Origin of the sequence: Geomonas diazotrophica, from assembly GCF_018919385.1 — a bacterium.
Lineage (GTDB): Bacteria > Desulfobacterota > Desulfuromonadia > Geobacterales > Geobacteraceae > Geomonas > Geomonas diazotrophica.
Map to the genome: position 1 here is coordinate 17,126 of NZ_JAHLMF010000018.1, position 12,505 is coordinate 29,630.

Here is a 12,505-nt window from a genome sequence, read left to right on the forward strand (position 1 = left end):
TGTAGATACACCGGGAAAAGCAAAAGTGTCAACTCCTTAGCAACTTTGGCGCGTGGGCTTAACCCCTCGTTAGAAGGTCTGAAGCGGCCCCAGCGATCCCAGCCCGGCAAGGGAGAAGTTGATGGTGAACTGCTTCTCGCCGCTTACCTGGTGACTGCTCACGCGGTCCGAGTAGGCGAGCACCACGCTCCAGCACTGCTGGCGGTACTCCACCGCGTAGCGCGATTCGAGGAAGCCCCCCTTGTCGAAGGAGTAACGCCCCAATAGATCCGCCGTGAGCTGGCTGGTGAGCGGGAAGGTAACGCCGGCTCCGAGGTAGTCCAGCTGGTCCCGGCTGTGCCGGTAGGTTACGGTGGCCTGGTTGCGCCCCTCCCCCTTGAACTGCACGCCCAGGTTCGCCGTGGAGAGCTGGTTGTCGGTCGTGTTGTAGCGGCCGTCGACCAGCAGGGAAAGTTCCTGCAGCGGGCTCACCACGCTCTCCAGCATCAGGTCGGTGAGACGGTTCCCTTCGTCCACCAGGGTCAGCAGATCGCGACGCTGCCCGGAGAACTGGTACCCCTGGGAAAGCTTCAGGTAGAGGATGTCACGGTACTCGTCCGGCATCCCTTCCCGGGCGTACTTGCGGGTGAAGGTGTTGGCGACGGACCAGTAGGCGATGCTCTGCCCCAGCACCCGGTCGCCGTAGTCGTAGAAAGGCAGGTCCTCGTCGCTGCGCCGCTGCACGTAGTTGTATTGCAGGGAGGGAACCAGCAGGTGCCGCAGGGTCCCGTCGTAGATCCGCTCCAGCGGCAGCGAAAGAGATCCGCCGCCGTCGGCCTGACCGATCTGGCGCCAACCGGTCTCGGGGGTGTCGCCCCCCGCGTTGTACAGGCGCTGCTGGAACGCCCCGAAGAGCGAGAAGTCCAGGATCCCCGCCGGCTTGGCATAGTAGCTGACGCGCGGGTGCAGGACGAGCCGCTGCCCGGTCGGACCCACGGCGTGCTCGAAGTTGGTAAGGCTCGAATCCATGGAGAGGAAGAGCGGGCCCACCTTTTCGCCGGCGGCGATGAAGCCGAAGGTCGGCAAGCGCTGCAGCGTGGCGCGGTTGTTGGCCGCCTCGAGGTCCTGGTCGTAGCGCAGCGCGCCGCTCAGGCCGTAGCGCTCCCAGCGGCGGTCGAAGGAGACCGACGACTCCAGGAGCTGGCGGTTGTATTCGCCGGAGAACTCGCCGTAGTCGAGATAGTACCTGCGGTCGGAGACCAGGTGGACGGTGGAGGCCAGCGTCAGTTCCGGCGTCAGCAGCTCCAGGTGCTTCTGCTGCAACTCGCCGCGGAATTTGGACTCGTTGGTGTCGTAGATGCCGAAGGCGCGCAGGCGCCCCTGGCTGTCGTTCGGCCTCAGGTAGCGGTAGTCGACACCCGCGCCCACGCCGCGCGAGCTCTCCAGGTCGAGGTCGAAGGTCGCCTCCTGGCTCGGGTCGATGGCCCAGTAGTAAGGCTGGTCCAGGTAGAACCCCTTCTTGGAGGAGAAACCGAGTTTGGGTATCATGAGGCCGGACTGCCGGTCGGTATTGGCCGGGAAGACCAGGTACGGCGTGTAAAAGATGGGGAAGTCGTCCACGTAGAAGACGGCGTTTCTCGCCGTGGCGTACTCGTTGAGGGTGACGTCGACCTTCTTCGCCTCGAAGCGCCAGCTCGGGTGCTCGCCGTCACAGGTGGTGAAGGTCCCCTGCTCGACACGGTAGTCGTCTTCGCCGGTCTTCAAAAGCCGCGGGGCGCGCAGCCTGAAGTTCGATTTCTTGATGAACAGCTCCCCGTTGGTGAGCTCGCCGTTCTGGGTGAGCAGGTTAAGAGAGAGCCGATCGCCCTTCATGGTGTCGCCGCCGCGCTCCAGCAGCACGTCACCCTCGGCAAGGGTGTCGCCGGTGAGGCGGCGGTAGATGACGCTGTCCGCGAGCAGGGAGCCCCCCCCCTGCAGGATCTGAACGTTCCCTTCGGCACGGTAGCTATCGGTGGGGCTGTCCACGAACAGGGAGTCTGCCTTGAGGGTAGCCTCCTTGTCGGGCAAGGTCACCTTCTCGGGGGAGGCGGCCTTGTCGGCAGGAGTCGCGCTGACAGGGGAGACCGGCTTGCTGGAAAAGATCGCCTTCTCCTTGCCATGGGCAAGCGCCGCCGAGAACAGCAGGTAGGTAAGGAGCCACAAGGCTCTTGCAGGTTTCATCGCACTCCAGAAAACCAAAATCGTTCTAAGTTCTACGTTCCAAGTTCTACGTTAACTGCTCTTCTCGGCCTGCGTCCCTCGATGCAGCCCTCGGCTTGGGCGATACGCCGGACTCGGCGCCGTTCGGCCGTCACCCCTTTTCACCCTCTGAACGGCTCGAAGCTTCGGGACTTCAGGTGGCTGCGCGCCTCACCCACGGTGAACAGCGAACCGCAGACCAGGATCAGGTCGTCGTCCTGGGCCAGGTTCCGTGCCAGCTCGATCCCCTGGGCCACGCTCCCCGCCTCCATCGCCTCCACCCCGACGCCGAAGCAGTAGGCGGCAATCTCGCCGGCGGGAAGGGCACGCTCCAGGGCGGGAGCGACGGCGAATACGCGGTCGACCAGCGGCAAGAGCGGCGCCAGTATCCCGGCGAGCTCCTTGTCGGCCATGACGCCGGCCACCAGGAAGAGCTGCCGGCGCGGGACATCGGCGAGCGCCTCGGCCAGGGCGGCGGCCCCCGCCGGGTTGTGGGCGCCGTCGAGCAGCAATCGGGGCGGCCCGGGGAAGAACTCCATCCTCCCGGGCCAGCGGGCGTTGGCCACGCCGGCGATCATCGCCTGGGGAGTCACCGGGAATCCCACCGCCCGCAGCAGTTCGGCCGAGGCGAGGGCCAAGGCCGCGTTGCCGCTTTGGTAACGGCCGAAAAGGCCGCAGGAAAGCGCGTCCAGCGTGACGCCGACGCCTCGGTAGTTGAGCAGGCCGTCCAGCCAGAATGCGTCGAAGGATTCCCCCTGGCGGTAAAGCGGCGCGTCGAGCTGGGCGGACCGGTGCTCGATGATGAACTGCGCGTCGCGGTCCTGGCGCGCGGACAGGACCGGCGCTCCGGGCTTGCAGATCCCTGCCTTCTCGGCGGCGATATCCTCGATAGTTTTACCAAGATAGTCGGTATGTTCCAGCGTGATCGGCGCAATGGCGCAGAGCACCCCCTGCAAAACGTTGGTGGCGTCGAACCGCCCCCCCATCCCCGCCTCGAACACGGCGATCTCCACCCCGGCTTCCGCGAAATAGAGGATGGCGAGGGCGGTGACGATCTCGAAGAAGGTGGTTTCGTCGGGCGCGGCGGCCATCACCGCCTCGGTGAGACGCACCACGTCCTCCTCCCCGATTTCGGCACCGTTGATCTGGATGCGCTCGGTGAAGGAGATCAGGTGAGGTGAGGTGAAGAGTCCCGTCCGGTAACCGCCGGCTTTGAGAATGGAGCAGAGGAAGGAGGCCGTCGACCCCTTGCCGTTGGTGCCGACTACGTGGACCGCCTTGAAGGCGTCCTGCGGGTTGCCCAGGTTGGCAAGGAGACGTGTGATCCTTTCCAGTCCGGGCTTTATGCCGAACCGACCGAGGGCATAGATGTGCGCAAGCGTTTCGGCATAGGTCATGACAGGCCGGGATTATAGGTAAAGAAGGTGAAAAAGTCCATATTAATCCCGGAGCCTGGGGGGCTAGCGCTCCGGCCAGGCGAGGCGCAGTCCGAGGCCGATGAGGATGCAGCCGGCGGCCTGGCCGATCCGGTTGCCGGCGCCTGCGCTGCGGTCCAGCCAGCGCCCGATCTCGCCGGACAGCAGCGCGACCACGCCGAAACCGAGCATGGTGAGGACGACAAAGGTGCTCCCCAGGATGAGCATCTGCAACGGCACCCCGCCGCGCCCCCGGTCCACGAACTGCGGGAAGAAGGCGAGGAAGAAGAGCGCCACCTTGGGGTTCATGATGTTGGCCAGGATGCTCTGCCGGAAGATGACCCGGCTCTGCAGTTGCCCGGCCGCGCCGTCGGGCACCAGGGACGCCCGGATTCTCAGCATCTTGTAGCCGATGTACATGAGGTAGGCGGCGCCGGCATACCTGACGCAGGCGAACGCGGTCGCCGAGGAGGTGATCAGGGCGGAGAGGCCGACGATGGCGAAGAAGGTGTGCGCGAAGTTCCCCAGGGCAAAGCCTGCCGCCGCGGCCAAGGCCGCCTTTCTCCCCTGCGCGACACCGCGGGTCATCACGTAGATGATGTCGGGGCCGGGGGTGAAGATGAGCACGGTTGAGGCGACGGCGAACAGGGCCAATTGGGAAAGGGAGACCATGGCAACTCCGGATAAAGATAAAGATAAAGATAAAGATAAAGATAAAGATAAAGGTAAAGGTAAAGATTGAAATCAAAAGTCGATAAAAAGAAAGGTTAAAACGTTGAAAGAGATTCCTTTCGCTGCCTTAACCTTTCATAGTTGATCCGACATCACGCCGGCACCAAAAGTCTTAATCTTAATCTTAATCTTAGTCTTAAGCTGCTTTGTAAAGCATCTTAAGGATGCTGGAAAGCTGCGCCTTCATCTTGGAGCGCTCCACGATGACGTCCACCATGCCGTGGTCGAGGAGATACTCGGAACGCTGGAACCCCTGGGGCAGCTTCTGGCGGATGGTCTGCTCGATGACGCGGGGACCCGCGAAGCCGATCAGCGCCTTGGGCTCGGCCATGTTGACGTCGCCCAGCATCGCGAAGCTCGCGGTGACCCCACCGGTGGTCGGGTCGGTCAGGATGGAGACGAAGGGAAGCCCCGCTTCGCGCAGCTTCGCCAGCGCCGCCGAGGTCTTGGCCATCTGCATCAGCGACAGGATGCTCTCCTGCATCCTGGCACCGCCGGAGGCGGAGACGATGATGCACGGGGTGCCCTGCTCCAGGGCGCGCTCGATACCGCGGGTGATCTTCTCGCCGACGACGCTACCCATGGAACCGCCCATGAAGGAAAAGTCGAAGACGCACAGCTGCACCGGGGTCCCGTCGATCTTGCCGGAGCCGCACACGATGGCGTCCTTGCTGCCACCCTTGGCGAGGGCCTGGTCGATGCGGTCCTGGTAGCTCTTGCTGTCCTTGAACTCGAGGAAGTCGACCGAGACCATGCCGGCGTCGAACTCGGTGAAGGTCCCCTCGTCGATGAGCAGCTCGATCCTCTTCTTGGTGGAGATGCGGTAGTGATGGCCGCACTTCGGACAGACGTTCAGGTTGCTCTCGATGTCCTTGGTATAGATGGTCTCGTTACAGCTGACGCACTTCGTCCAGAGCCCTTCCGGAACCTTTACCTTGTGCTCCGCCCCTCTCGCCATCGGCGGATTATCCCTTTTGAACCAAGCCATATGTGCCCTCTTTTGGGGAAAGCCCCAAGCTGTTTTATTAAGTCGTAAATCAGCGCTGATTCTTAGCAGATCGCACCTGCTATGTCAAACAAAACGGTGCAGGCTCGCCGCTAAACCATTGAAAAAATATCTATTATTTCTGGGTGCCCTGCAGCACCCCTTGTTTTAAAGCGGAGACGAAGGAAGATAGCTCGCGCAGCAGCTCCTCCCCCTGGTACTTCTCGAAAAACTTCACCAGGGCGCTACCCACCACCACGCCGTCGGCGACGCGGGCGACCTGGCCCGCCTGCTCCGGGGTGGAGATGCCGAAGCCCACCACGAGGGGGAGGTCCAGCGCGTTGCGCACCTCGGTGACGCGGTCGGCCAGCGTATCGGCGACCGCGGTCCGCGCGCCGGTCACGCCGGTCACGGAGACGTAGTAGATGAAACCGGACCCCTGGCGGGCGACGGAATCGACGCGGGAGGCGTCGGAGGTGGGGGTCAGCAGGAAGATCAGGTCGAGCCCGCAGCGGTCGGTATGCTCCTTGAGCTCCGCCGCCTCCTCGGGGGGGAGGTCGACCACGAGGAGCGCGTCCACGCCAGACTGGGCCGCGTCGCGAGCGAAGCGCTCGGGCCCGTAGGCGAAGATCGGGTTGAAGTACCCCATGAGGACGATGGGGATCTGGGTCCGGGTTCTCAGCCGGGCCACCATCTCCAGGATCCCGGGCAGGGTGGTACCCGCCGCCAGGGCTCGGTCGGAGGAGAGCTGGATGGTCGGCCCGTCGGCCATCGGGTCGGAGAAGGGAACCCCCAGTTCGATCAGGTCGGCGCCCGCCTTTTCCAGTTCCAGCACGACCTGCTCGGTGCCGGCAAGGTCCGGGTCGCCGGCGGTGACGAAGGTCACCAGCCCTTTTTCCCCGCGCGCCTTCAATGCTGCGAATCTATCTGCAATCCTGCTCATAGTCACTCCTTAACACCCGTTCAACGTTCTACGTTCTACGTTCTACGTTGAACGTGAGAGTGCAAACGTCAGCTCCGAGCTTTTGGGTCGTTTCCGGCGTGCGGCCGGTCTCCCCTTATAACAAAAAAAGTCCCCCTCGGGGAGAGGGGGATTGGTCGGTACTGCAAAAAAGTGCGCTTCGGGCGTCCTAGATCTTGAACGCTTCCATCTCCTGCTTCAGCATCTCGGTCTGGCGGAACAGCTTGTAGACCGCCTCGTCCATGACCCGGGTCGCCTCCAGGTTGGCATCGGTGGCCTGCTGGATGTCCTCGACCGACATGACGATCTGCTCCGAACCGCGGGTCTGCTCGTCGCAGGCGCGCTTTATGTGGCGGATCATCTCGGTGATGCTCTCGGTGGACTGGGCGATCAGGTTCCCCACCTTGTTCTGCTCGCGGGTGGAGGAGAGCACCTGGGAGGTGAGGCTCTTCATGTTCTCGACGGCGGCCATGATCAGCTCGCTCCCCTGCCCCTGTTCCCGGGTCGCCTTGGCGATCTGGGCAACCATCTCGGAGACCTGCTCCATGGCCTCGCGGATCATCTGGCTCCCCTTGGCCTGCTCGACCGTGGTGCGGGCGATCTCGGTCACCTGGGCGGTCGCCTCGGTGACGCCCACCACGATCTTGTTGAGCGCCTCGCCCGACTTCTGCGACAACAGCTCCCCGTCGGCGATGGAGCGCTCGGCCTGGTCGATGGCGTCGACGGCACGCTGGGTCTCCTCCTGTACACCCCGGATCACCAGTGATATCTCGCGCGTGGAACTGGAGGTGCGCTCGGAGAGTTCCTTGATCTCGTCGGCCACCACGGCGAATCCCTTGCCGTGCTCGCCGGCCTGGGCGGCGATGATGGCGGCGTTGAGCGCCAGGAGGTTGGTCTGCTCGGCCACCTCGTCGATGACGGAGAGGATGTCGCCGATGTCGGCGGCACGCTCGGAGAGGGTGGCGATGACCTCGCTGGTGATCTGGGAGGCGCGCTTGATCTCGTGCATGCCGTTGATCACGGCGTCCACCGCCTCGCGGCCGGTTTCGGCGTCGATGCGCACCGCCTTGGAGATCGCCGCGGTTTCGTTTGCGTTTCTTTCCACCTGCTTGATGGAGCTGTCCATCTCCATGACCGAGGAGGCGGTGGCGGTGGAGACCTCCATGAGGCTCACGACGCCGTTGCCGACCTGCTTGATGGATGCCCCCATCTCGACGATGGAGGAGCTCACCTCGTTCACCGACAGGGCGAGGTTCTCCATGTTCTGCACCACCTCCTCGACGCTGGAGGCCATCTCAAGGATGGAGGAGGAGCTTTCGGAGGCGGAAATGGAGAGGGAGTCGACCCCCTGGGCCACCCCCTTCACCGAGGTGTTGATCTGCACGATGGCAGCGGAGGTCTTGGAGACGCTCTCGGCCTGGGTCCTGGCGGAGCCGACCACCGAGTGGGACGCCTTGGCCATGGTGTCCGAGATCCCCGCCAACTCGTTGGAGGAGCGGGAAACCTTGCCGATCATCCCGGAGAGTTTGCCGACCATCTCGTTGAAGTCGATCCCCAGCTTGCCGATCTCGTCGTGGCTCGCCATCTCGACCGTGGCGGTCAGGTCTCCCTCGGCGCCGCTGTTGACCGCCTCGGCCATGACCCTGACCCGGGAGACGATGTTGCGCGTGATCAAAAGGCCGAGCGCGACCGCCAGCGCCGCCGCGACCACGATCACGGCGGTGAAGGTGATCCCCGCGGACTGCTGGATGTCGCTGACCTGCTTGTTCGCCGCCGTCATCCGGTTGCCGACCTCGACCAGTATGTCGTCCAGATCCTCCTTGGCCTTATCGTTGGCGGTGGCGATCTCCTCGTTGGCCAGCTGGTTCAGCCGCTGGTCCGCCAGCGCATCCTTGGCCGCCTGGCTCACCGCACCGGGGGGAACCCCCTTCATGAGCGTCTGCTTGCGCGCGATCAGCTCGTCGGCGACCTTCTCGAACTCGGCCCAACTCACCAGGAACTGGCGGGTCCGCTTCTCGACCACGCTCCCCTTGGTCGCCGGGAGCACTCCCAGCTTCTTGTTCCCCTCCAGGATGATCTGGGCCTGGCTCAAGAGGGTGTCCCGTTTCATCTGGTAGTCGTCGATGTACTCCTGGAGCTTTTCCGGATCGTTGGGAACCAGGGCCGCCTGCATCAGGCTCACGTGGCAGTACTTCTGGGTGACCCCCATGAGGAGCACCAGTTTTTGCTGCTTCGAGAGCTGTTCGAGGATGTTCTGGATCTGGCCGCCGACCCTCTTGATGTTGAGGGCACCGAAACCGCCGGTGAAGGCGACCAACAAGGCCATGATCAGGAAGGACCCGATCAGGCGGGTACGCAAGGTCAGGTCTTTCATTATGATTACTTCTCCGCTTCAGAGAGGAGGTAGTTCATCAGGTCGACGGAGGCCTTCACTTCGGCCTTGTTCATGTTGGAGTCCGGCTTTCTGAGCATCTTGATGCCGTAGGCCTTGGTTGCGTTACGGTCGAAGGGCTGCCCGGAGATGGGGGCCACGCCGGTCTGGATGGCGACGATGGTGCGCTCCAGGGTGTGGCACTTCACGCACTTCACGCGGACGATCTCGTAGTTGGCCTTCATGGCCGGCGGGAAGCCGGACGGGTCGAGACGCATGGCGTCGCCTCTGCCGACGACTTTGAGTCCGGCGTGGGCGCTGGTTGCGGTTGCTGCAACAAGGAGCATGGTAACGAGGAGCTTTTTCATAATACGATGAATCCTCCAAATTTTTTCGGCGGCGGCCGCCGCCGTTTGGCATGTCCGGACCGTCAGCTACATGCTGAAGGCGATGGAAGCAAAGGCGATGTTGCCGATTCCTTCCGGGGCAATGCTGTGGGTGTATTCAATCGACATGCGCACGTTCTGCAGCGGCGTGTAGGCGATGGCCGGGGTCAGGCGCTTGATGGTGCCGTCGCCGGCGTTCAGGTACTCGTAGCGGAAGATCGGGACGAGGTTCACCGGCGCGCCCAGGTAGTACTCGCCCTCGAGGGTATAGACCTTGCTGTTGATGACCGACTTCACAACTGCGAACTCAGGATTGGAATCACGACCGAAGCTGCCGCTTCCCTTTAAGTGCAGCCGTTGGTAAAGGATGTCCGCCTCGGCGCCGATCCTTCTGAAGCTGTTCAGGTTCTGCGCGACGCCGTTGGCGTTGAACTCGCCGTTTTGTCCCCAGTAGCCAAAGGACCCGAGGGTGACACTCAGGTAGTCCCACAGGCTATCCTTCTCCAGGTCGACTTCGGGCTCCTGTCCCTTCAGGTCGGTGCCGCCGATCTTCAAGGAGATGTGCCCGTAGCCGTCTTCCCGGTCCTGGCCGTTGCGGTCCACGACCCCGCCGGCGACGAAGATACGGTTACCCAGCAGGGCGTTCAGCTCCACGCCATCCTCGGTGGCATCGCTGCTGAAAGGGGAGAGACCGACACGGTAGGTGGTCGACGCGTAGGAAGGGACCGGAAGGATGCGGTTACTCTTCTTCCACAGCGAAAGTTTCGGCTCGAAGCGCCCCACCTTCACGTTGACCGGGGAGCCCAGGGCCTGACGCCAGACCAGGAACAACTCGTCCAGGTCGGGGTCGTTGCCCGGGGGAACGTTGGTGTTGTTGGCGGGATTGGAGAGCGAGGAGGCGCGCTGCATCCCTTGGGAGTAGAGGTTGTAGGTGGCGAAGAACCCGAACAGGTCGCGGAAGGAGCCCCCGGCCTGCAGCGTGATCGACCTGGTGGAAAGATCGAGCTTGTTGCCATCCGCCGCATCTTCGTCATAGGCGAGGTCGGCGCTCGCGGTAAGCGAGAGCGGTATCTGCTGGGGCAAACCCGAGATGATCGACCACTCGTTGCCCGGCTCGGTGGCTTTGGCCGCCGCTTTTGCCCCCTCCTTCTTGTGGGGGTAAACGTAGCCGTTTTTCAGGAAGGCGTCGCCGAACTCGTTGAGTTCCGGGTAAATGGTGTGACAGGTGGAACATTCGGTCTTGTGCTGCCGGCTGAAAGCCGGGATGGCGTTGGCCGTGCCCGGGGCCAACAAGGGGGCACAGGAGATGCCAAGAAGGAACATGACCGCTACAGTATGCTTTTTCAGAAACATAGTTGGTCTCCTACACTGCAACCAGCGTTTAAATTAGATTACATTAACACTACTAGAGCGGCTCAATCCCTCGCCAAATGCGTACTTGACGCAATCGGACTGATGATTAATACAATATTGCAGAAGTGAAGTCAACTTAACAAAAAGGGAATTGGCCGGCAGTGAGCTAACACTCATTTTTCTCTACTTTTTTGCTGTAGAAAATGCTATAAGGTAGCGTCTTAAATCTTTGGGAGGGCCTGCTATGCTGCTAAAAAGCCTTGTTTTCCTCGTTCTCACTACGCTCTTGGTGGCGGGGTGCGGAGGTGGTTCCGCCGACAACGCCACTGGAGTCTCGAAGCTTGCCCAGTCCCAAAAGTGCATGGACGCAAGCTGCCACGCCGGCTCCGTCTCGCCGGGAACGGGCGCCCTGATCGTCCAGGAGTGGCTCAATTCCACGCACAACACGAACAACGGTGCGGGATGCGCCGACTGTCACGAACCCCACCCCGGCCACCCGGAGTCCTGTGCCAAATGTCACGGCGGAGGAAGCGGCGTGGCGACGCAGAATCCCGACGCGAGCCGCAAGTGCGACAAGTGCCACGGGCTCTCGCACCCCAACGACATCCAGGTGAGGCTCGCGCCGCAGCACTTCGGCAACATGACCGCGAGCATCAACAACAGCACCTACCGCGCCTCCTACCTTAGCTCCAATTACGTGGGCAACTGCCGCAAGTGCCACAACCCGCACGATCCGACCACGGCGATGTCGGCCAACGCGGAGTGGGCCGAGTCCGGGCACGGCAACGTGCTCTCCGGCGCGAGAACCCGCTACGAATTCAAGACCCGCGGCAGCTACGAGCCGGTCAACTTGACCTTCCAGTACTACTGCGTCCGTTGCCACACCTCTACCGGCTACATCCAGTTCGTGACCAGCGGCTTCTCCGACCTGAAACCCTTCGCAGGCCCCGGCTATGCGGTGGTGCAGAACTATCCGGTCAAAGTCGCACCCGGCGCCGCGCAGCCGGCAGACGCCCCCTCGCCGGACAAGACCAAGGAAGTCACCGCCTGCAACGTCTGCCATGACAACGGCGCCGGCCGTGCCTACAACTGGGCCACCCGCGCGGTACCGGCTTACCGCGGCTACTACAACTTCTCGTCCTCCAACAGCTCCCCGACGGTGAAACTCAACAACAAGGTGACCGTCTATCCCGACCTCAGCGACTCCAACGTCTGCATCCCCTGCCATTCCGGCCGCGGCCTCGGCTCGATGATCTATGACGCGCAGGCCGCGGGGATGGACTTTAGCAACACCTCCACGCCGGGGGCCCACGACCGCGCCGCAGCAACCCTTATCTTCCGTACCGGAGGGTACGAGTTCATCGGCAGGAACTATGTTCCGGCGAGGTTCCTCCACGGCAAGATCGGCGTGGCCAACGAGCATGGCACCGGCAACGCCGGACCGTGCGCGACCTGCCACATGAAGACACCCACGCCGCACGATTTCCAACCGGTGGTGAAGGACAGCACCGGTACCATTACCTCCATCGCCAGCACGGCGTGTGCCCATTGCCACACCGGCGACCCGCTGCAACTTACTCCGGCCGTCCTGCAAACCAAGAAGGAAGGTTACGCCGCGGCAATAGCCATGCTGAACGTCCTCAAGACGGATTCGACGCTGCCGGCCAACCCGCTCAACCCCTCGCGTTCGAAGGTGCGTCCCTTGGCCAACAAGAACTCCGACTACAACGCGGCCTTCCCCGGCGGCGGTGCCAACACCATGGGTGCCTTCTTCAACGCGAGCCTGCTGCAAAACGAGCCCTGCGCGTTCGCGCACACCCCCCAGTACACCAAGCGGCTCATCTACGACTCCATCGACTGGCTGAACAACGGTGTGCTTGACAATGACGTCGAAGCTGCCATCAACAACGCGACGCTGGCCGTGAACAGCAGCACCGGAAAAGTCTCGCTCAGCAATCCCATCATGGGAGGAAATTACATTGCGGCACAGGCTCCCGGTGTCGCATACGCAGCGGCCTTCGCCAAGGTGAAAGCGGACGCCATTAACTGGCTGTTGGGCGGCCCCGGTGGGGGACGCCCGTAAGG

9 protein-coding genes are annotated in these 12,505 nt (G+C 62.8%); 1 reads left to right on the forward strand and 8 read right to left on the reverse strand.

All coding sequences use genetic code 11. The features are described from left to right. Nucleotides 1-69: 69 nt before the first annotated feature. From KOM00_RS18125 to KOM00_RS18160, 8 genes are all read right to left on the reverse strand, one after another. Nucleotides 70-2,199: an LPS-assembly protein LptD gene (locus KOM00_RS18125; RefSeq protein ID WP_216500373.1), complete on the reverse strand. Its 2,130-nt coding sequence runs from the start codon at nucleotides 2,197-2,199 to the stop codon at nucleotides 70-72. Nucleotides 2,200-2,339: 140 nt separating this feature from the next. Further along, entirely contained in the window at nucleotides 2,340-3,614 is a 1,275-nt protein-coding gene (locus tag KOM00_RS18130; protein ID WP_216500374.1) for a bifunctional folylpolyglutamate synthase/dihydrofolate synthase, read from the reverse strand. Between the two features lie 63 nt (nucleotides 3,615-3,677). Beyond that, nucleotides 3,678-4,304, reverse strand: coding sequence for a LysE family translocator (locus tag KOM00_RS18135; RefSeq protein ID WP_216500376.1), 627 nt, complete (start codon nucleotides 4,302-4,304; stop codon nucleotides 3,678-3,680). A gap of 196 nt (nucleotides 4,305-4,500) precedes the next feature. After that, entirely contained in the window at nucleotides 4,501-5,352 is an 852-nt protein-coding gene (gene accD, locus KOM00_RS18140) for an acetyl-CoA carboxylase, carboxyltransferase subunit beta (RefSeq protein WP_216500378.1), read from the reverse strand. Between the two features lie 133 nt (nucleotides 5,353-5,485). Next, the gene (trpA, locus tag KOM00_RS18145; protein WP_216500380.1) at nucleotides 5,486-6,292 is read right to left on the reverse strand and encodes a tryptophan synthase subunit alpha; all 807 of its coding nucleotides are present in this window, start codon (nucleotides 6,290-6,292) and stop codon (nucleotides 5,486-5,488) included. 187 nt (nucleotides 6,293-6,479) lie between these two features. Then, nucleotides 6,480-8,684, reverse strand: coding sequence for a methyl-accepting chemotaxis protein (locus KOM00_RS18150; RefSeq protein ID WP_216500381.1), 2,205 nt, complete (start codon nucleotides 8,682-8,684; stop codon nucleotides 6,480-6,482). Between the two features lie 5 nt (nucleotides 8,685-8,689). Beyond that, a complete protein-coding gene (locus KOM00_RS18155; RefSeq protein ID WP_216500383.1) occupies nucleotides 8,690-9,049 on the reverse strand; it encodes a cytochrome C in 360 nt (119 codons plus the stop codon). Nucleotides 9,050-9,115: 66 nt separating this feature from the next. Beyond that, nucleotides 9,116-10,420: a cytochrome C gene (locus KOM00_RS18160; RefSeq protein ID WP_216500385.1), complete on the reverse strand. Its 1,305-nt coding sequence runs from the start codon at nucleotides 10,418-10,420 to the stop codon at nucleotides 9,116-9,118. A gap of 244 nt (nucleotides 10,421-10,664) precedes the next feature. Here KOM00_RS18160 and KOM00_RS18165 point away from each other — a divergent pair, with 244 nt between their 5' ends. After that, nucleotides 10,665-12,503 carry a cytochrome C gene (locus tag KOM00_RS18165; protein ID WP_216500387.1) on the forward strand — a complete coding sequence of 613 codons (1,839 nt, stop codon included), beginning with the start codon at nucleotides 10,665-10,667 and terminating at the stop codon, nucleotides 12,501-12,503. Nucleotides 12,504-12,505 lie beyond the last annotated feature (2 nt).